Source organism: Sphingobium aromaticiconvertens (assembly GCF_037154075.1).
Classification (GTDB): Bacteria; Pseudomonadota; Alphaproteobacteria; order Sphingomonadales; family Sphingomonadaceae; genus Sphingobium; species Sphingobium aromaticiconvertens.
Map to the genome: position 1 here is coordinate 93790 of NZ_JBANRJ010000002.1, position 19295 is coordinate 113084.

Annotated in this window: 18 protein-coding genes and 3 pseudogenes; 8 read left to right on the forward strand and 13 right to left on the reverse strand. The window is 62.3% G+C overall.

Features of this window, described 5'->3' with window-relative positions:
• Positions 1-482: 482 nt before the first annotated feature.
• Both WFR25_RS25060 and WFR25_RS25065 read right to left on the reverse strand, forming a co-directional pair.
• Positions 483-1654 (reverse strand): IS3-like element ISSpwi1 family transposase gene (locus WFR25_RS25060; RefSeq protein ID WP_086014484.1). Its coding sequence is split into 2 segments (ribosomal slippage): positions 483-1390 and positions 1390-1654, totalling 1173 coding nucleotides; the frame shifts between segments, so codons are not numbered across the junction.
• 195 nt (positions 1655-1849) lie between these two features.
• Complete coding sequence (locus tag WFR25_RS25065) at positions 1850-2359, reverse strand: SDR family NAD(P)-dependent oxidoreductase (RefSeq protein WP_226952299.1); 510 nt, start codon at positions 2357-2359, stop codon at positions 1850-1852.
• A gap of 88 nt (positions 2360-2447) precedes the next feature.
• On the opposite strand from WFR25_RS25065, the gene WFR25_RS25070 reads away from it, so the two are divergent.
• Positions 2448-3659 carry an IS256 family transposase gene (locus WFR25_RS25070; protein ID WP_011950834.1) on the forward strand — a complete coding sequence of 404 codons (1212 nt, stop codon included), beginning with the start codon at positions 2448-2450 and terminating at the stop codon, positions 3657-3659.
• Between the two features lie 28 nt (positions 3660-3687).
• On the opposite strand, the pseudogene WFR25_RS25075 reads toward WFR25_RS25070, so the two are convergent.
• Positions 3688-3939: pseudogene (locus WFR25_RS25075) on the reverse strand (short-chain dehydrogenase); the annotation flags it as partial.
• 87 nt (positions 3940-4026) lie between these two features.
• Here WFR25_RS25075 and istA point away from each other — a divergent pair.
• From istA to tnpC, 5 genes are read left to right on the forward strand one after another with little or no spacing between them, the layout of a single operon-like run.
• Complete coding sequence (gene istA / locus WFR25_RS25080; RefSeq protein WP_011950832.1) at positions 4027-5313, forward strand: IS21 family transposase; 1287 nt, start codon at positions 4027-4029, stop codon at positions 5311-5313.
• Positions 5313-6128, forward strand: coding sequence for an IS21-like element helper ATPase IstB (gene istB, locus WFR25_RS25085; protein WP_011950831.1), 816 nt, complete (start codon positions 5313-5315; stop codon positions 6126-6128). The genes istA and istB (WFR25_RS25085) overlap by 1 nt, the downstream gene beginning before the upstream one ends.
• A 43-nt stretch (positions 6129-6171) precedes the next feature.
• Complete coding sequence (tnpA, locus tag WFR25_RS25090; RefSeq protein WP_041380262.1) at positions 6172-6555, forward strand: IS66-like element accessory protein TnpA; 384 nt, start codon at positions 6172-6174, stop codon at positions 6553-6555.
• Positions 6552-6899 (forward strand): IS66 family insertion sequence element accessory protein TnpB, encoded by a 348-nt coding sequence (tnpB, locus tag WFR25_RS25095; protein WP_011950829.1) that lies wholly within the window; start codon positions 6552-6554, stop codon positions 6897-6899. Before tnpA ends, tnpB begins: the two co-directional genes overlap by 4 nt.
• 60 nt (positions 6900-6959) lie before the next feature.
• The gene (gene tnpC / locus WFR25_RS25100) at positions 6960-8513 is read left to right on the forward strand and encodes an IS66 family transposase (RefSeq protein WP_419723226.1); all 1554 of its coding nucleotides are present in this window, start codon (positions 6960-6962) and stop codon (positions 8511-8513) included.
• A 401-nt stretch (positions 8514-8914) separates the two neighbouring features.
• On the opposite strand, the gene WFR25_RS25105 is transcribed toward tnpC, so the two are convergent.
• From WFR25_RS25105 to WFR25_RS25135, 7 genes and pseudogenes are all read right to left on the reverse strand, one after another.
• Complete coding sequence (locus WFR25_RS25105; protein WP_011950826.1) at positions 8915-10144, reverse strand: NAD(P)/FAD-dependent oxidoreductase; 1230 nt, start codon at positions 10142-10144, stop codon at positions 8915-8917.
• Positions 10145-10229: 85 nt separating this feature from the next.
• The gene (locus tag WFR25_RS25110) at positions 10230-11120 is read right to left on the reverse strand and encodes a beta-keto acid cleavage family enzyme (RefSeq protein ID WP_011950825.1); all 891 of its coding nucleotides are present in this window, start codon (positions 11118-11120) and stop codon (positions 10230-10232) included.
• A 111-nt stretch (positions 11121-11231) separates the two neighbouring features.
• Positions 11232-11342: pseudogene (locus WFR25_RS25115) on the reverse strand (PEP/pyruvate-binding domain-containing protein); the annotation flags it as partial.
• Positions 11334-11948: pseudogene (locus tag WFR25_RS25120) on the reverse strand (PEP/pyruvate-binding domain-containing protein); the annotation flags it as partial. The pseudogenes WFR25_RS25120 and WFR25_RS25115, both read right to left, overlap by 9 nt.
• Complete coding sequence (dmpG, locus tag WFR25_RS25125) at positions 11945-12970, reverse strand: 4-hydroxy-2-oxovalerate aldolase (protein WP_011950823.1); 1026 nt, start codon at positions 12968-12970, stop codon at positions 11945-11947. The pseudogene WFR25_RS25120 and the gene dmpG, both read right to left, overlap by 4 nt.
• The gene (locus WFR25_RS25130) at positions 12967-13908 is read right to left on the reverse strand and encodes an acetaldehyde dehydrogenase (acetylating) (RefSeq protein WP_011950822.1); all 942 of its coding nucleotides are present in this window, start codon (positions 13906-13908) and stop codon (positions 12967-12969) included. Before WFR25_RS25130 ends, dmpG begins: the two co-directional genes overlap by 4 nt.
• Before the next feature lie 2 nt (positions 13909-13910).
• Positions 13911-14693, reverse strand: coding sequence for a 2-keto-4-pentenoate hydratase (locus tag WFR25_RS25135; RefSeq protein ID WP_011950821.1), 783 nt, complete (start codon positions 14691-14693; stop codon positions 13911-13913).
• A gap of 127 nt (positions 14694-14820) precedes the next feature.
• Between WFR25_RS25135 and WFR25_RS25140 the strand changes: the two genes are divergently transcribed.
• Positions 14821-15582, forward strand: a complete 762-nt coding sequence (locus WFR25_RS25140) for an IclR family transcriptional regulator domain-containing protein (protein ID WP_158305183.1) — start codon at positions 14821-14823, stop codon at positions 15580-15582.
• Positions 15575-16495 carry a ketopantoate reductase family protein gene (locus WFR25_RS25145; protein ID WP_011950819.1) on the forward strand — a complete coding sequence of 307 codons (921 nt, stop codon included), beginning with the start codon at positions 15575-15577 and terminating at the stop codon, positions 16493-16495. The genes WFR25_RS25140 and WFR25_RS25145 overlap by 8 nt, the downstream gene beginning before the upstream one ends.
• A 32-nt stretch (positions 16496-16527) precedes the next feature.
• On the opposite strand, the gene WFR25_RS25150 is transcribed toward WFR25_RS25145, so the two are convergent.
• From WFR25_RS25150 to WFR25_RS26675, 3 genes are all read right to left on the reverse strand, one after another.
• The gene (locus tag WFR25_RS25150) at positions 16528-16899 is read right to left on the reverse strand and encodes an FAD-dependent monooxygenase (protein WP_011950818.1); all 372 of its coding nucleotides are present in this window, start codon (positions 16897-16899) and stop codon (positions 16528-16530) included.
• A gap of 63 nt (positions 16900-16962) precedes the next feature.
• The gene (istB, locus tag WFR25_RS25155) at positions 16963-17820 is read right to left on the reverse strand and encodes an IS21-like element helper ATPase IstB (RefSeq protein WP_011950659.1); all 858 of its coding nucleotides are present in this window, start codon (positions 17818-17820) and stop codon (positions 16963-16965) included.
• Positions 17817-19295, reverse strand: coding sequence for a DUF4158 domain-containing protein (locus WFR25_RS26675; RefSeq protein ID WP_011950817.1), 1479 nt, complete (start codon positions 19293-19295; stop codon positions 17817-17819). The genes istB (WFR25_RS25155) and WFR25_RS26675 overlap by 4 nt, the downstream gene beginning before the upstream one ends.

Below are 19295 nucleotides of genomic sequence, written 5' to 3' on the forward strand. Positions count from 1 at the left end.
AAGACCCGCCGGAGGGTTACAGAGAATCGAGCAGACCACCCTGCTCAAACGCCGCGCTGGCGGCTCCGCCTGCCAGCAGTTGGTCCAGTAGCTCGTTAGGAATCGCAGACTCTTTGCGTCGGGACATAGTGGGACTCCTTTTTACCCATTATGCCCGCCCACACACGGAAATCCTGACAGTCCCGAGGGCATCGCGCCTGCGGACGCCACGGTTGCTATCCACGCCTCATCGAAGCCACCGGAATGCGACCGCCCGAGGACTCAGGTGGACCTTGGGGTTATACCTAGAAACTGGAAGCACTCGCAGATCCGGCCCATGACTATCATGAGGAGGCGCTCGATGCCTTGGGCGACGACCATGATCCCAACGCCCAGCCTGACATCGACATGACCCACTCCCGCTTCGCAGTGCTGGCGAAGAAATGGGCGCCGCGCACGTGGAAGGTCATGACCGGCCCCCACCGAGTGGTCCGAGCGGATTGTTAGTGCATTGACGCCTCCATCTCCAGTGTTGGCCGTAGGTGGAGCGAAGCGGAACCGGAGGGCGACACTGGAGATGGAACGGCCTCCGGCGCGGGCGGTCGATACCCGAGCGAGCTATGCGGCCGGACGGTGTTGTAATGTCGCCGCCACGCTTCGATCAGGATCCGGGCCTCGGCTAGCGAGTAGAAGATCTCGCCGTTGAGCAGTTCATCGCGCAGCGACCCGTTGAACGATTCACAATAGCCATTTTCCCATGGCGATCCGGGCGCAATGCAGAGCGTCTTCACGCCGACCTTGGCCAGCCATTCTTGTACCGCCGTAGCGATAAACTCCGGGCCATTGTCGGATCTGATATGCGCTGGTGGCCCGCGCGTGACGAACAGTTCGGCCAGCGCCGCCAGCACATCGTCGCTCTTAAGCTTGCGCGCCACGGGCAACGCCATGCACTCCCGGCTCGCCTCGTCGATGATCGACAGGATACGGTATTTACGCCCATCGTGCGTCCGCCCCTCAACAAAGTCGTAGGACCAGACATGGCCAGGATACTCGGGCCGAAGCCGGATGCACGATCCGTCGTTCAGCCACAGCCGCCCGCGCTTCGGCTGCCTTTGCGGCACCTTGAGCCCCTCGCGTCGCCAGATGCGCTCGACCCGCTTGCGGTTCACATGCCACCCCGCATCGCGCAGCAACGCCGTCACCCGGCGATAGCCATAACGACCATATTGCCGCGCCAGCGCAATGATATCCTCGGTGAGAGCCGCTTCGTCATCTGCCCCGCGAGGCGCTTTGCGCTGTGTCGATCGGTATTGCCCGAGCACACGGCACAGCCGCCGCTCGGACACCGGCATCATCGTTCTGATGTGGTCGATACAGCGCCTGCGACGCGCGGGGCTCAGAAGTTTCCCCGGGCGGCCTCCTGCAGGATTAGCTTGTCGAGCGTCAGATCCGAGATCGCGCGGCGAAGCCGCACATTCTCTTTCTCCAGGTCCTTCATCCGACGCGCCTGATCGGTCTTCAGGCCACCATATTCCTTACGCCACCGGTAATAGGTCTGCTCGCTGACCGCGATCCGCCGACACGCCTCCGCAGTCGTGGCGCCCTGCGCCAGCACAACCTCAGCTTCACGCAGCTTGCCAATGATCTCTTCCGGGCGATGCTTCTTGCTCGGCATTCCTTGTCTCCTTCGTCATCCAAAATATCATCAATTTTGGACCACTCAGAAGGGGGCAGATCAGTCAAATAGCCTGCGTCAACGCCGCCTTCCGTCGGCGCTTACAATCATCATGTGAGGCCGGACATATGAAAGCAACCGCTCAAAACCCGTCCCGACAAAAGGCCGTTGCCAAGGGCGCGGCACATATCAAACTCAGACTAGGAATCTTCCACCGTCACATATGATTCTAGTTCCGGTTGTCGCTCTGAGATGTGTCACACAAGCCAATACAGTTCGCGCCACGTCCTCCGGCTCGATCACGCGCTTGAGCGGTGTCATCTCGGCTAGTTTTTCCAGAGCTGCCCTGTCGCGCCCGGCGACGAAGTCGGTCGCAACCGCTCCAGGCGATACCGCGAGCACACGTATCTCGGGACCAAGCGCTGATGCCAATGACATGGTCATGGTATCTAGCGCACCCTTCGACGCGCAATAACCAATATTGCTGCCGCGACCGGTAAATCCGGAAATGGAAGAGATATTGACAATTACGCCGTCGCCGCTCGCTCTCAGCATGGGCACAAAAGCTCTGATCGTTGCAAATGGTCCTTGCACATTGCTGGCCATAATTTGATCAAAAAGGTCATCATCAAGGTTAGCGTCCGCGCTCGTGGTGTAATTTCTGGTGTAGATTGAGATGATCGCATGGGGTGGGGCATGCCCCACCCCATGCGATTTCGATCTCGGTGGCCACCGGGCTCATCGGTAAGGTGGAGTTACCACACTTCACACGCCCACCGAGGAGTTGATCCCGATGACCGACGACAGACTACCGCTTGCCGAGCTGATGGCGAAGACTGGAGATGGAGATTTCCTGCGCACGATCGCCGAGAGCGTATTACAGATCATCATGGAGGCCGACGTCGATGGCCTGGTCGGCGCTAGCCGACACGAGCGCTCCGGCGACCGGACGACCTGGCGGAACGGCTACCGCGACCGCAGCCTCGATACCCGGCTCGGCACGCTCAACCTGAGGATTCCCAAGCTACGGACCGGCGCCTACTTCCCTGGCTTCCTGGAACCCAGGAAGACCGTCGAGAAGGCGCTGGTCGCGGTGATCCAGGAGGCGTGGATCGCCGGCGTCAGCACCCGGCGTGTCGACGAGCTGGTGCAGGCCATGGGCATGACCGGCATCTCCAAATCCTCGGTGTCCAAGCTGTGCAAGGATATCGACGAACGTGTCCATGCCTTCCTTAAGCGGCCGCTCACCGGCGACTGGCCCTACCTCTGGCTCGATGCTACCTACCTCAAGGTGCGCGAGGGCGGGCGGATCGTCAGTGTCGCCGCGATAATAGCCGTTGCCGTCAACACCGAGGGCAAGCGCGAAATCGTTGGCCTTCACATTGGACCCTCCGAAGCCGAGCCATTCTGGTCGAGCTTCCTCAAGGACCTCGCACGCCGCGGACTGACCGGCGTGAAGCTGGTCATCTCCGATGCCCACGAGGGCCTCAAGGCAGCGATCACTCGCGTGCTCAGCGCCACCTGGCAGCGGTGCCGCGTCCACTTCATGCGCAATGCCCTGGCCTACGTGCCCAAGGGCCAGAACACCGTCGTCGCCGCTGCCATCCGCCAGGTCTTCCTCCAGCCCGACCATGCCGCCGCGACACAGGTCTGGCGCCAGGTCGCCGACCAGTTGCGTACCCGCTGGCCAAAGCTCGGCGCCTGCATGGACGATGCCGAGCACGACGTGCTGGCCTACATGACCTTCCCCGAGCAGCACCGCGTCAAATTACATTCCACCAATCCACTGGAACGCCTGAACAAGGAAGTGAAGCGCCGCGCCGATGTCGTCGGCATCTTCCCGAACGAGGATAGCATCATCCGCCTCGTCGGCGCCGTCCTGCTGGAGCAGAATGACGAATACCAGCTCCAGCACCGCTACATGCAGATCGAGGGCATGGCCGCCCTTGCTACACCAATGATCGAGGAGGCACAGCCGCTACAGATTACACCCAAGGCCGCCTGAAAATGCAGCCCGCTGGCCACACCCAATTCTACACCACATTGACGGACGCGACCTCATCAAGCGCGTCGAGGTTCGCATGCGGAACTGGCCGGGTAGTACCCGCCGAATTCACCAGAATGTCCGCCCTGCCATGCGTCGCCTCAACCGTCAGGGCGGCAACGCGCACCGAGTCCGGGTCATCGATGGCGATCGCAAATATCGAATGGCCGCCGCCCGGAAGCGATGCTCGCAAGGTGTCCGCACGCTCAGCCCCGGTGTTATATCCAATGGCCACCGTTGCACCGGCCTCAGCCTGTCAGGCGAACTGAGAAACTGACCCCCTGCCGAATCCGAGAACTGACCCCTTCGGCTGAAGAGGGAAAGACAGATGACGACTGTGATCACAGAGTTTCCTGCACGGACATTGGCTGTGCAGGGAGAGGAGATGCTTCAACCCGACGAGGTGGCCGCGATGGTGCGGTTGCATGAGCTTGGTTGGGGAGCCAAGCGGCTGTCGAAGGAGTTCGGCTGCGCGCGCAACACGGTACGGCGCTATCTCCGCGCCGGCGGCGTTGTACCATTCGCGAAGCCGGCGCGTAAATCGGCGTTCGACGGGCTCGACGACTGGCTGCGCGAGCGCTTTTTTCGGCATGGCGGCAATGCCGATGTCGTGCGCCAGGAGCTGGCGAGCGAGCACGGGATCGTGATCGGCCTGCGGTCGGTCGAGCTTCGGGTTCAGCGCTGGCGACGTGAGCTGAAGGCGCAGAAGCGGGCCACAGTGCGCTTCGAGACGCGGCCGGGGCATCAGCTACAAATCGACTTTGGCGAGTCCAAAGTGTGGATCGGCGACGAGCGTGTGCGGGTGCATCTGTTCGTGGCGACGCTGGGCTACTCGCGCCGGATGCACATCCGCCCCTCGATCCGCGAGCGCCAGGTGGACTGGTTCGAAGGCATGGAAGGCGCGTTCCTGCGGTTCGGCGGCGTGCCGGCGGAAATCCTGTTCGACAACGCCAGGGCGCTGGTCGAGCATCATGACGCGGCGACGCGGGAAGTGCGGTTCAACGGCCGGCTCCACGCCTTTGCCCGCTATTGGGGCTTCTCGCCGAGAGCTTGCGCGCCGTACCGGGCGCGCACCAAGGGCAAGGACGAACGCGGCGTCGGGTACGTGAAGCGCAACGCCATTGCCGGCCGCCGCTTCGCCAGCTGGGGCGCCTTCGTCGCGCACCTCGAGCAATGGAACCGCGAGATTGCCGACGTACGTGTGCACGGGACGACCGGCGAACTGCCGCTCGTCCGCTTCGCCGACGAAGCCGCCGCCCTGCGTCCGCTCGGTGGCCGTGCTCCGTTCGGCCAGCTGCGCGACCTGGTTCGCAAGGTGCGGCCCGACTGTGCCATCGACCTCGACACCAACAGCTACTCGGTACCCTGGCGCCTGGTCGGCGAGACCGTGCAGGTCGTGGTCCTCGCCGGTCGCGTCATCGTGCGCCATGCTGGCGAGGTCGTGGCCGACCATCCCGTGTGCGACGGGCGTCGGCAGCGGGTGGTCGATCGGGCTCATCTTGCGGGTCTGGTGGGCACCGGTCCCTTCCGCGTGACGGCATCGCCGCCGACGCCACCGCCGGCCTTGCTGCGCCCCCTCGCCGAGTATGAAGCCGTGGTCGGAGGGGGTTGGTGATGGCGGAAATCGATCATGAAGCGCTGGTAGCGATGTTGGACCGGCTGAAGCTCTCGGCGATCCGGGACCAGCTCGACACGCTGCTCGACGAGGCGGCGCGCTCGAAGATGACCCTGCGCGAAGCGCTGGCGTTCTTCGTCTCCCGCGAGATCGCGCGGCGCGACGAGCGCCGTATCTCCATGGCGAGCAAGCTCGCCCAGTTCCCGTTCGTACGCGAGATCGACGGCTTCGAGTTCGACGCGCAGCCTTCGCTCGACCCTGGCCAGATCCGGGAGCTGGCGACGTGCCGGTGGATCGCCCACGGCGACACGACGTTGCTCCTCGGGCCTCCGGGAACCGGCAAGACGCACCTCGCCGTGGCCTTGGGGCGGGAAGCGATCCGGCAGAACTACTCGGTCCAGTTCGTCACCGCGGCGACGTTGGTGGCAATGCTCGCCAAGGCGCACGACGACGGATCACTCGACAAGCAGTTGACGCAGCTTGCCCGGCCCAAGCTGTTGATCATCGACGAACTCGGCTATCTGCCGTTCGAAGCCAACGCCGCCCATCTGTTCTTCCAGCTGGTATCGCGCCGCTACGAGAAAGGCTCGATCCTGATCACGTCGAACCGGTCAGTTGGGGAATGGGGCGGCGTCTTCGGCGATCCGGTCGTGGCCACGGCAATCCTGGATCGGCTGCTTCACCACTCGACCGTGATCACCATCCGCGGCGACAGCTACCGAGTAAGCGGGGTCTGGCGACCGCCTTGCGCAGCGCCCATTAGCCGGGATGATTGCCGCTCTTTAAGCGGGGTGGCCGGTGTCGGACGAGATTGAAGGTTCAGCGAGCAGCGCAGCGACTACTCATACGAGCGGTCGTATGAGTAGTCGGATAGAGATCGTTAGCCGGGTGTCAGGCCGGCGGCGCTGGACGGTAGAGCAGAAGCTGGCCGTGCTGCAGGATGCATTCGGCCCGGAGGGCTGCGTGCGCGCGGCCTGTGAACGCCATGACGTCGGCAGCGGCTCGATCTACACATGGCGGCGACAGGCGATGTCCGGTGAGCTCGCCGGGGTGCGCAAGTCGATCAAGCCTGCCTTTGCGGAGGTGCAGATCAGCGATCAACTGGCCTTGCCTGGGCCAACGGTCGCAGCACGCAGCGAGGGAGTGATCGGCATCGAGCTGCCGTCTGGCATCAGGGTGAACGTGGACGCCACCGTCGATGCCGATGCCCTGTCGCGGGTGATCGGCGTCCTGACGCAATGATCCCGCTGCCGCCCTCAACGCGGATATTCCTGGCCTGCGGCGCAACAGATATGCGTAAGGGTTTTGACGGCCTGGCTGTGATGACGCAGCAAGTTCTGGAGCAGAGCCCGCATTCCGGTGCGCTGTTCGCCTTTCGAGGGAAGCGCGGTGATCTGGTAAAGCTGCTCTGGTATGACGGTCAGGGCATGTGCCTTTTCTCCAAGCGGATGGACCGAGGCCGGTTCATTTGGCCATCGACCAAGACCGGTTCGGTGGTGATGACGGCGGCCCAGCTTTCCATGCTTCTGGAAGGCATCGACTGGCGGCGGCCGGAACGCACTTTCACCCCGTCACTCGCGGGCTAAAACGCCCATTTTCCGGCGCTTTTTCTGGCATTGCGGCGTCTGTTCCGCTATAGGGTCGCGGTGTCGGACGCAGGCCTTTCCACCGCTGATAAAGACGCTCGGATCGCCGAGCTCGAAGCTGCTTTGGCGGCCGCCCACGCCGATATTTCTGCCCGCGACATCCTGATCGACACGCTGCGCGTGCAGATCGCGCGCCTCAAGCGGATGCAGTTCGGCAAGTCGTCCGAGAAGCTCGACACTCAGATCGCACAGCTTGAGCTTGCGCTCGAAGAGCTCGAAGGCGAGGCCATCGTCGCCGCCGCCCGCCGGGCCGATCCGGCAGAGGTTGATCGGCCGTCGCCTGTTCGTGCGCTGCCTGCTCATCTGCCGCGGGAGGAGCAGCGGATCGAGCCCGAACAGGACAGTTGCACCTGTCCAGATTGCGGCGGAGCGCTGCGGCCTCTGGGGCAGGATAGCGACGAGATGCTCGATGCCGTGCCAGTGCAATGGCGTGTCGTTCGGACCATCCGGCCCAAGTATAGCTGCCGGTCCTGCGAGAAGATCGTCCAGGCGCCCGTGCCGGTAAAGGCGATAGCGCGCGGCAAGGCGACCTTCGGCACGCTGGCCCACGTTGTCGTCTCCAAGTTCGACCATCATCTGCCGCTTTACCGCCAGGCCGAGATCATGGCTGCGCAGGGGGTCGAGATCGACCGATCGACACTGGCGGGCTGGGTAGGACAGGCATCCGTGCTGCTCGACCCGATCGTCAGTCGCATTCGCGAGGTGGGCCTCACCGCCTCAAAGATCCATACCGACGATACGCCTGTTCCCATGCTTGATCCGGGCCGGGGCAAGACGGCCACCGGCAGGCTTTGGGCTTACGCCGTCGATGATCGTGGCTCGGGCGCTACGACCCCCTCGCTCGTCTGGTATGAGTTCACCACCGATCGCACCGGTGCGCATCCCCAGCGTCAGCTGGCCAACTTCGCCGGCTACCTGCAGGCTGATGGTTACGCCGGTTATGACAAGCTCTACGACACGAACCGCGTCACCGAGGTTGCTTGCTGGGCGCATTTCCGGCGGAAGATATTCGACATCCACGCCACCAAGCCGACGCCGCTCACCACCGACCTGCTAGAACGCATCGGCCAACTCTATGAGATCGAGGCAGAGGTTCAAGGCCAGCAACCCGAGATCCGCCGACGAAGCCGGCACGACCGCACTCAGCCGTTGATCGATGAGCTGCGGCAAGCACTTGACGATGCCCTGCGCCGCCTCTCGCCCAAGTCCGAGATGGCGAAAGCGATCGCCTATGGCCGCAAGCGCTGGGTGGCGCTCACGCGCTTCCTCGATGATGGGCGTCTGGAGATCGATAACAACATTGCGGAGCGTGCCATGCGATGCGTGGCCTTGGGCCGTAAAAACTGGCTGTTCGCCGGATCAAAGGCAGGCGGCGATCGGGCGGCCGCCATCTACTCCGTTATCGAAACCGCAAAGCTCAACGGCCTCGAACCACAGGCCTATATTGCCGACGTTATCGCCAAGATCGCCGGCAACTGGCCTGCCGCTCGCTGTTATGAACTCATGCCGTGGAATTGGCGACCAGATCAGCAACCGATCGCCGAAGCCGCCTGATCTGCGGCCTCCAGCCCACGCTTACGCTACCGACTTCGCGAAAAGCGTAGATCCGGCCTTCTGCAGAAGGCCGGATCTACGCTTGAGACCACCGAAACCACGGCGCAATGAAGGGGGCAGTTCTTCAGTTCGCCCAAGGGGTCAAATCTTCGGTTCGGTTGACACAGCCAGCATCCTGACACTCGCGGCACCGATCCCGCTGCTACCACCCACAACCACAGCCACCCGGCCCGACAGGTCCATAATCACACCCAAGTTCCGTCCCCTCGATCCCATCCAGAATTCCATTGGTGTCATCTGGTAGGGGCCACCGGAACAGGGGCCACCGGAAATTTGTCGCTCTCTCCAAGACGCTTTGCCAACACTCTTCTGTGGCGTCTCCCTGCTCCAATAGCCAGATTCTAGACCGGGATCAGATCCTTAAGCGCCAGACCGGTATCAACAAGCTGCTCCGGGCTGACGCAAACATTCGCCTCGACCAGCTTGCGGCCCTGCACGTAATCTTTGACCATGTTCACGCAGTCTAGTGCAATTACTCGTCCCTGTTTGAGGTACAGCACCGAGAAGCTTCGCACCGCGGGATCACCGCGAACCACTGTTTGATCGTAGCCTAATGAGAGCCCCGCGGTTTGCAGGCGCAGGTCATATTGATTGGACCAAAACCATGGAAAGGCTCGGTACGGCTGGGGATCGCCGCAGATTGTCTTGGCTACGCAACTTGCTTGATCGTTGGCATTCTGCACCGATTCAACGCGCAACACCCTACCATCGGCGAAGCTGCACGAAAAAGAAGCGCAATCACCGATGGCGAAGACATCCGGCAAAGAGGTGCGGCAATATTCATCGACCGTGACACCCCCGTCTCCAGCTGCGCCAGCCTCTATCAGCGGCGCTACGGCTGGTACAATCCCAATGCCGACAATCACTGCCTGTGCGGGCAAGACACTGCCGTCTCCCAGCCGCACCCCTGTAACTGATTCCTGCCCTTCCAGGGCTGCCACCGTAATGCCGGTCCGCAGATCGACACCATGTCCTCGGTGTTCATTCTCGTAGAAAGTGGAGAGTTCAGTCCCAGCAACGCGCGCCAGAACCCTCGGCATCGCTTCAAGTAAGGTAACATGGCAATTCAACTTGGTCAGAACGGCAGCAGCTTCGAGGCCGATGTAGCCGCCGCCGACGACAACGACCTGCGTCAAACCGCGATCGATTTCAGCCATCAGCCTGTCGCAATCGGCTCGAGTTCGGATGGCGTGTACACCTGAAAGCTCCGCTCCAGGGCAAGCCAGCTTGCGCGGATCACCACCCGTGGCCCAAACAAGCTGGCCGTAAGCGAAGGCTGAACCGTCCGAAAGCGTGAGGACCTTGGAACCGGGGTCAACAGCACTCACCTCAATACCTAGAGTGAGATGAATGTCTTTTTCGCGCCAAAATTCCGGGGGGCGTATGTAGAGGCGCTCAAACGATTTCTCTCTGGAGAAATATTCTTTGGAAAGCGGTGGCCGTTCGTAGGGCACTTCGTTTTCGCGACCGACCAACGCGATCGAGCCTTCGTACCCAGCCTGACGGAGCGCAATTGCGCACTGGGCACCGGCATGGCCAGCTCCAACGATGACAACGTCCGCTGATCTCACCCTACTTTCCTTCTCTTCCAGAACCTGCCCTCCTTAGCGACAAAACCACTCAAAAGCTAGTGCCCTAGGCAGATTGGCCGTGTGGCTATCCGAGCAGCGGGAGGCCCATGATCTCACGCGCCTCATCAGGGGTAGCTGGCTCGAGCCCCAATTCACGGATGATGCGCACGATCCGATCGACCTGCTGCACATTCGTCGCGAGTTGCCCGCGCTCGTAATAAAGATTGTCTTCGAGGCCGACACGTACATGCCCGCCCAGTAGCAACGAAAGAACTCCTGCATTGAGCTGGGCCGGCCCGACCGCACTTACGTTGAATAACGAGCCTTCAGGCAGGATATCAACCATTTGCTGCAGAATCTTCGGCGAGTAAGGCAATGCGCCTTGGAATTGGTTGACGCCAAGCACGACATTTATGAAATAAGGCGCTTTGTCGAGCCCTTCCTTGATGCAAGCAACGACATCCTGGAGCAGATGCGTCGGGCTGAACACTTCCCATTCGGGCTTGATGCCCTTTTCCTGCATCTTGATCGCCAGTTCGCGACAGCGCGACGGCGACGTATTCATCAATATCTCTTTGCCATCGAAAGAAGCAACGATGGTTGTGGGATCCAGCGTGCACATTTCTGCGCCAGCTTCGATCCCTTTGATGCGCTCTTCCCAAAGAATTTCCCAATAGCCGTTGGCCGCCTGGCGCACCATATCGCCATGAACGCCGCCGCCAGTCGAATTGTTGAGAACAATGTTGCAGTGCGAGCGAATGCGCTCATTGATGTCACGGTAGATGGCGGGATTGCAGGTTGCCCCGTCGTCTTCTGGCCTTCGCGCATGAACCGCAACGACGCTCGCACCAGCATTATAGCAGCGGTACACGTCATCGGCAATTTCCTGGGGCTGTGTTGGAAGCGCAGGATTCTGCGACTTGAGCGCCATCCCGCCGGTTGGCGCGACTGTGACAATAACTTTGCGTGCAGCCACTTAGCCTCTCCTTGAAACCAGTTACACCCCTTAAGGGTGTCCGTCGTCAGAACATTCGGCACAACTCTCGGCGTAGATTAGCGGAGTGCGGGCCTCGTCTGGGGGTTGATGTTAGTCGGCGAGCTTGCGGTGTTGCAAGCGCCGATGTTCGAAGGTCTGTCGCTTGATCCTTTCACGCTGTTGGATGATCGCCGGCGCCCTGCCTAAGTAGGCATCGGCGGGGAAGGGCTGGCCATGAGTGTCCTCAACAAGCTTCTTGTAGCATTGAACAAGTGCTTGCCAGTCCTGTGCGGTCATTTCTAGGTCATTGGTATAGCCAAAATGTTCCTTGATGATTTCGAGCGCTTCCTCGAACAGGTGGTGATCGAGGCCGAGGACGACGTCGGAATACATCTGGATGAAGCGGCGATAGGAGTCCCAGGCAAAGCGGTCGTCGCCCGAGGTTTTCGCGAGGCCGAGCACGGTCTGATCGTTGAGGCCGAGGTTGAGCACGGTGTCCATCATGCCGGGCATCGAGACGCGGGCGCCGGAGCGTACCGAGACGAGCAGCGGATCGGACGCGTCGCCAAACTTCTTGCCGACGGCCGTTTCGATGTGGGCGAGCGCGGCGGCGACTTCGGCGTGGAGCGAATCGGAGAAGTTGGCGCATTCCTTCAGGTAGCGGCCGCATTCCTCGGTGGTAATGGTAAAGCCGGGGGGGACAGGTAGGCCGATGCCGGCCATTTCCGCGAGGTTTGAGCCCTTGCCGCCGACGATGGTCTTGTCGCGGCTGCGTGGATCACTGCAGCGCTCTCCACCGCCGAAGCGGAATACGCTTTTCGTCGTCATCGCGCTTTTACCATGTCCAGCGCGATATCGACGATCATGTCTTCCTGTCCGCCAACCATCTTGCGGCGGCCCACTTCGGCCAGGATCGAACGGGTATCCACACCGTAATCGCTACTGGCCTTTTCCGCGTGACGCAGGAAGCTGGAATAGACCCCGGCATAGCCCAGCGTCAGCGTCTCGCGGTCGACACGGACGGGGCGGTCCTGCAACGGACGGACAAGATCCTCGGCCGCATCCATCAGTGCGAACAAGTCGCAACCGTGGTTCCAGCCCATCCGGTCGGCAGCGGCGATAAACACTTCGAGCGGGGCATTGCCCGCGCCAGCGCCCATCCCGGCCAGGCTGGCATCGACCCGGACCACACCGTTCTGCACCGCCACGATCGAGTTGGCGACGCCCAAGCTGAGGTTATGGTGAGCGTGAACACCACGCTGGGTCTCGGGTTTGAGAACCCGGTCATAGGCCTGGCAACGCGCGGCGTATTCATCCATGTTCATCGCCCCGCCGCTGTCGGTGACGTAGACGCAGTGTGCCCCGTAGCTTTCCATCAGCAGCGCTTGCTCAGCAAGCGCCTCGGGATCGATCATGTGGCTCATCATCAGGAAGCCCGAGACATCCATGCCGAGATTGCGGGCGGCCTCGATATGCTGCTTGCTGACATCGGCCTCGGTGCAGTGCGTCGCGATGCGGACCGAGCGCACACCCATCTCGTAAGCGTGCTTCAGATCGTGGACCGTGCCGATACCCGGCAGCAGCAGTGTGGTGAGCACCGAATGCTCGAGCACTTCGGCAACTGCGCCGATCCAGTCCCAGTCGGTGTAGGCACCAAAGCCGTAGTTGAAGCTTGAGCCCTGCAGGCCGTCGCCATGCGCGACCTCGATCGCATCGACCTTGGCCCGGTCGAGTGCGCGGGCGATCGCCTGGACATGATCGAGGCCATACTGGTGGCGGATCGCATGCATCCCGTCGCGCAGGGTGACGTCTTGAATATAGAGCTTTTGCATGTTGGGATCGAAACTCATGTCGTGGCTCCTTCATGCATGCGGGCAGCGATCTTCTCGGCGGTTTTCATCGCCGCCGAGGTCATGATGTCGAGGTTGCCGGCATAGGACGGCAGGTAGTGAGCCGCGCCTTCGACCTCAAGGAACACCGAGACCTTGAGCCCGGTGTATTCGCCGTCCATCTCCGGGATCTGCAGAGGGCGGTTGGAGCCGATGTGCTCGAACTGCACCGCCTGCTTGAGCCGGTAGCCCGGGACATAGCTCTGCACTTCGGCAACCATGTCGTGAATGCTCTGGCGGATCGCCTCCTGGTCGGCATCCTCGCACAGACAATAGACCGTATCGCGCATGATCAGCGGCGGTTCGGCCGGGTTGAGGATGATGATCGCCTTGCCGCGCGTTGCCCCGCCGACATCCATGATCGCCTGGCTGGTGGTCTCGGTGAACTCGTCGATGTTGGCACGGGTACCGGGGCCAGCACTCTTCGAGGCGATCGAGGCGATGATCTCGCCGTAGTGAACCTTGGCCACCCGGTTCACCGCCGCGACGATCGGGATCGTCGCCTGCCCGCCGCAAGTCACCATGTTGACGTTGAGCGCATCGAGGCACTTGTCACCGTTGACCGGTGGGATCACGTAGGGCCCGATGGCTGCCGGGGTGAGGTCGATCATCCGCTTGCCCGCCGCCAGCACCAGTTCGCTGTTACGTTTGTGTGCCCCGGCACTGGTCGCGTCGAAGACGATCTCGACATCGGCAAATTCGGGCATGGCGAGCAGGCCATCGATCCCCTTATGCGTGGTCGCCACCCCCATCCGTGCGGCGCGGGCCAGCCCGTCGCTGGCGGGATCAATCCCTACCATCACGCCCATCTCGAGCACTTCTGACAGGCGCATCACCTTGATCATAAGGTCGGTGCCGATGTTGCCCGAGCCGATGATCGCAACCTTTTTCTTGCCCATGGTCAGGCTCCGGCGAATGTGAAGGAACAGGTTCCGATCCCGGAGATTTCGGCACGGACTTCGACGCCTGGCTTCAGCGAAACCATCGGGCCGAGAGCCCCAGCGAGAAGAATATCGCCGGCCTTAAGCGGCTCGCCCCGTTCGGCTAGCGTCCGAGCCAGCCACGCGGCTGCATTGAGCGGATTACCGAGCGCCGCAGATCCGACGCCTGTGGACGCGACCTCTCCGCTCACGGTCATAGCCATCTTGGCGCCTTCCAGATCTAGATCTGCGAGGGGTAGACCTTCACCAGCCAGCACAAAAAAGGCCGAGGAGCCGTTGTCGGCAACGGTGTCCGCGAAAGTGATCTTCCAGTCGGCAATTCTGCTGTCGACGATCTCGATCGCGGCATGCACCGTGGCGACGGCAGCGGCTACCTCGGCAGGGGTGGAGAGTGGTGAGAGAAGGTCGCCCCCAAGCACAAAGGCGATTTCCGCCTCTGCCTTGGCTTGGATACATTTGCTCGGATCGAGTGTTCCTCCATCCGGCACACGCATGTCTTCGAACAGGACGCCAAAGTCCGGCTGGTCGACGCCCAGCTGTTTCTGTACAGCCTCGGCCGTGAGTCCTGCCTTGCGTCCCACGATCCGGCGACCCTGGCTTTCCCAGAACCGCGTGTTGATTTCTTGCACAGCATAAGCGCCAATCGCGTCGGTCGGCTCGAGATAATCGCGCAGCGGCGCGAGCGGGGCCTTTGAATAAGCATCACGGAGTAACCGAGCAGCAGTTTGCAATTGTGGATTCATGGCGCTCTCCTTGCCAGAGGCACTAGCGCATTGGCTCCGCAACGTCAGCATGCATTGACGAACATCTCTTGATAATTGAGAGTAAATCGCACATGTTCGGCTAATGACTACCAGGCAATCATCGACCTTGGCTAAAGGGCTGAGGCTCCTGCATGCCATCGTTTGCGACGGTGGGCATTCGACGCTGACCGAGCTCGCCCGGCAGGAAGCAATACCGCTTGCCACCGCACACCGGCTTGCCGCGACGCTCGAGGAGGAGGGGTATGTCGACCGTTTGACACGGGGATGCTTTTTGCCCGGACGAGTGCTGATTGATCTTCAGTTGGCTCGGCCAGATCCAACGCAGCGACTCGCCTCACGCCTCCGGCGCCCGCTCGGACGGCTTGCGAGACGGCATCGGGTCCTGCTGCATTTCGGCATTTTGGAAGACGGTATGGTAACGTACCTGGTCAAAGAGAATGGCGGAGAGGTCGATCTGTTCACCGCGGAAAGCATGCAACTCGAAGCCTACTGCTCGGCAATTGGGAAAGTGCTGCTTGCGGCTTTACCGTCTAAGCAGCTGGACAACTATCTGCGAGCGGGGCCATTTGTCGCTCTCACCCCCAACACCATAACCAATCCGGACGCGATTCGTGGTGAACTGGAAGTTGTCCGGGAAGCCGGCTTGGCGTTTGATCGGCACGAAATAAGAGAGGACCTTTACTGCTTTGCCATTCCGGTCTCCGGCCCTGACGGCAATGTCATCGGCGCGTTGTCGTCGAGCTTCATGGGCTCGGCGCCGCCAGCGGCGCTGTTCCGACAATTGCATCGATCATTGAGACGGCTCGCGGCCGATGTTGCCCACGAAGCCCCCGCACAATCGTCTGGGTTCAGAGCCGACCTTGGTTGAGACGCTGGTTATCGGGGCGGGAGCAATCGGGAGCTTTGTTGCGGCACGATTGCATCGCGCCGGCAACGAGGTCACGCTGCTCGCGCGCGGGCGGCGCCTTGATCAGTTGCGAAGGGAGGGGCTGCGGATTGCCTCTGCAAGCGGGTTCGAGACGGTCCAGATTCCGGCTCTCGAATGGGATCAACTCGAGGGGTGGCCGCGCCAGTCCATCATTTGCACCAAGACCTGCGATCTGCCGCACGTTCTGGATCGGCTGCGCATCCTGCCGGGGGCGTCAGGCAGGATAGTGACGTTGCAAAACGGAGTAGAAGCGCCGGACCAGGCAGCGCGAAGCTTGTCCGATTCGACTATCCTCGCTGGGCGCGTCCATGGATTTTTCGAGCTTCGCGAGGGCACGGTCCGGCACGTTGGGGTCGATCCGGATATTTTGCTGGGCCGAACGGCAGGACCGGACGAACGGGCCGTCGACCAGGTTGTTCAGCAACTCAAAGCTGCAGGAATAGCAAGTGCTGTCGCCCAAGACATTCGTGTCGAACTATGGCGCAAATTGCTGCTCGCAGCATCGCTTGGCGGAGTAGCGAGTTACCTGCGCATACCGGCAGGAAGCGTGATGTTGAGCCCTTGCTCCGCGGCGATGTTGCGCAGAGCCATGGCCGAGGTATCTGCGCTTGCGCGGGTTTCGGGAATTGATCTGCCTTCGGACTGCGTCGACCGCACACTTATTTTTACGGCAAAGTTCCCTCCCGACGCAACAACTTCGCTCCAGCGCGATCTCATGGCTGGGCGAACGAGCGAGTACGATGCTCTGGTGGGGGCGGTGGTTCGCCTCGCCCGTTCCCGAAACGTGCCGGTTCCGACGTTTCTGGAAATTGATCGCGCGTTGTTCTCAGCTGGATTTGGCAATCGCACCTGATCGCCTGTTCGTTTTCCCTCTCGCCAGACGCATCAGACAGGTTCAGCTAGCCTTGCTAGTGCGTATTCGACAATCGCGGTTTGCTCCTCGACGGGAGCCCGCGCCTGTTCGAGCTGGCCGATCTTGACCGAGCTCGAGACCACCAGGCGGCAGCGCCATTCGCGCCGCTCAGTATATGCCTGGAGCGTCTCTTCGACCGGTAGCCCCCGAGTGAATTCCTCGGCCAGGACCAGCGCGTCTTCCACCGCGATCCCCGCGCCTGATGCGAGCTGTGGGGTAGTCGGATGTGCGGCATCGCCAATCAGCAATACCCGGCCGCGGTGCCATGGTGTCTCCATTTCGAAGCCCTCTAGCGGGCGCACGTTGACATAGGCACCGGGCACCAGGTTGGTGTCAATGGGCACCGAAGTTTCCGCAGAAGTGGGCGCTTAAAATTCCCTACCTCGTTGGCTGGGTTCGGACGGTGATCAGCCGTAATCGGGATCGGGATTGGCTTTCTTTGGTGGTCGTCCGCGGCGCTTACCTTGGGGTGGATTGAACGCGACGCCGGCGCGGACGTTTTCGGGGACGAGCGCGGCGTGCTCACGCATGCGATAACTGGAACCTTCGATCTGGATGACCACGGCATGGTGCAGCAGCCTGTCGAGCAGCGCGGTGGCAACGACGGGATCGCCGAACACTTCGCCCCATTCGGCGAAGCCGCGATTGGAGGTGAGGATCATGGCGCCCTTTTCGTAGCGGGCGTTGACGAGCTGGAAGAACAGGTTCGCACCACCCGGTGTGACCGGCAGGTATCCGATCTCGTCGACAACCAGCAGCGATGCCCTGGCGAGGAAGCGGATCTTCTCCCGGAGCGTGCCTTCGCGTTCGGCCTTGGTGAGTTGGGCGATGAGGTCGGCGAGCGGGATGAAGTAGACCGCCTTGCCGGCGCGCACGGCCTCGACCGCGAGTGCGGTGGCAATGTGGCTTTTGCCGGTGCCGGGCGGTCCCAGCAGGTGGACGACCTCGGCGCGCTCTATGAAGTCGAGGCCGGCGAGCGCGAGGATGCGGTTCCTGTCGAGCGAGGGCTGGAACGAGAAGTCGTAGCCCGCCAGGGTCTTCACCACAGGCAGGCGCGCCATGCGCAGAGCGGCCTTGATCCGCCGGTTCTCGCGCAGCGACAGCTCCTCGCCCAGCAGCTCGTCGAGCGCTTCGATGCCGTCGATCTGGCCCTGTTCGATACGGCGCAGGGTCGCATCGAGGATCTCGAGCGCCCGGGGCATCTTGAGGCTGACGAGGCTCCGGCGGATGGAGTCGACACGGGTGGATGGGGCAATGGCATTCATGGCCGCCCCTCCCCTTCGACTGCCGGCCTGCGGCAGGCGCTCAGGACAGGCTTCGCCAGGCTCGCGCCGATCGCCTCGTAGACGGTCAGCGAGCGCAACGGCACATGGTCGCCGATCCGGCCGAGCATCGTCATGGGCCGATCCGGTGTTCGCGGTTGCGGCCGCCCGGTGCGGTGGCGCCGGTCGATGCGATATTGCCGGCGTCCCTCGAGCACGGGGTGCTCGGCAACGACGATGCCGCGGTCGATGATGCGGACCAGGTCCGGCAACTGCTCTATCTCAACGATCCGGCGCGTCCTGTCGGGTACGCTGTAATAGTTGCCGCCGACCGCCACGAGCCCGTCATGGCTGACCCGCCGCTCGAGCTTCAGGACGGCGTTGAAGCGATGCTCTGGCAGCCGCTGCAGCTCTTCCTGCTCCTCGGCGAAGGCCTCGGCCACCACCCGTTGGGTCGTCCCGTGCACGCGTACGTTGGCGACGGTGTCGAGCCAGTCGATGAGCTGGGCGTTGAGGTCCTCCATGTTGCGGAAGGATCGGCCCAGGAAGAAGTCCTCGCGGATATAGCGGAACGGGCGCTCGACCTTGACATCGTCGCCGGCCGTCGCCTCCAGCGTCCTGACGAAGGCAAGGAGCGTGGCCGCGCGCCGATCGTTTGGAAGCCGTGCAACCGCCTGCGCCTTTGCCGCCGCCGCGAAGCGGGCGAGCGCCACGATTTTACCTGGCGGCAGACGATCCGTTTGCGGGAGGCCGTTGGTGATCACGCGGATCTCTTCCAGGCGCGTGAGCGCACGGCTGATTTCGCGGCCACTCTGGATATACGGGCCGTCGCGCAGGCGATCGAGCGGACTCTGGCGCCCGCCATCGGGGACCGCGACGAGCTCGTCGAGGCTCGCCCGTTGCTCAGGCGTCATCGCCTCGATCAACAGGCGGTGCAGATGCGAGTTTGCGCGCGTCCGAACCCTGGCCACGGCGCGCTCGAGCACCGAGAGCCCCGGTAGCAGCACCTTGGCTTCAAGCAGCCATGCAACCGCGCGGTCGAACAGCGCCGAGGGGCGGTCGGCGCCGGTCCAGCACAACGCATATAGAAAGCGATTGAGGCGGAACGCGATTCCAAAGTCGGCGAAGGCGCGGTAGCCGTAGCGCTCGCGGATGCGGGGACCATGCCGCCAACGGCCCGCGCTTTTCGCGTAGACCGTCAAGAGTTCGGCCGAGCCAGTGATCGACAACTGGTCGGCGGCGAAGCGCACGGCCGAGACCGGCGCCACGGCAGGATCTTCGAGCAAGGTCCCGAGGAAGCGCAGCGAGCCAAGCTGAACCGCAACGCCAAGTCGGTTGTGGTCGCCGCGGTGCTCGGCCACGAACGCGCGATCGGTGTCGTCGAGGTGGAAATAGCGAGCGAGCTGGTCCGGTGTGGGTTCGCCGGCGAACCGGCCATATTCGCGGGTTTGGCTGTCGGTAAGGAAGCCGACCGGCAC

What these genes read in the sequence shown, in the direction of transcription:
- istB (WP_011950831.1), top strand. Translation starts at nt 5,313, where the DNA reads ATGGCGGAAATCGATCATGAAGCGCTGGTAGCGATGTTGGACCGGCTG.
- tnpB (WP_011950829.1), top strand. Translation starts at nt 6,552, where the DNA reads ATGATCCCGCTGCCGCCCTCAACGCGGATATTCCTGGCCTGCGGCGCA.
- tnpA (WP_041380262.1), top strand. Translation starts at nt 6,172, where the DNA reads ATGAGTAGTCGGATAGAGATCGTTAGCCGGGTGTCAGGCCGGCGGCGC.
- WFR25_RS25135 (WP_011950821.1), bottom strand. Translation starts at nt 14,693, where the DNA reads ATGAATCCACAATTGCAAACTGCTGCTCGGTTACTCCGTGATGCTTAT.
- istA (WP_011950832.1), top strand. Translation starts at nt 4,027, where the DNA reads ATGACGACTGTGATCACAGAGTTTCCTGCACGGACATTGGCTGTGCAG.
- istB (WP_011950659.1), bottom strand. Translation starts at nt 17,820, where the DNA reads ATGAATGCCATTGCCCCATCCACCCGTGTCGACTCCATCCGCCGGAGC.
- WFR25_RS25070 (WP_011950834.1), top strand. Translation starts at nt 2,448, where the DNA reads ATGACCGACGACAGACTACCGCTTGCCGAGCTGATGGCGAAGACTGGA.
- dmpG (WP_011950823.1), bottom strand. Translation starts at nt 12,970, where the DNA reads ATGAGTTTCGATCCCAACATGCAAAAGCTCTATATTCAAGACGTCACC.
- WFR25_RS25130 (WP_011950822.1), bottom strand. Translation starts at nt 13,908, where the DNA reads ATGGGCAAGAAAAAGGTTGCGATCATCGGCTCGGGCAACATCGGCACC.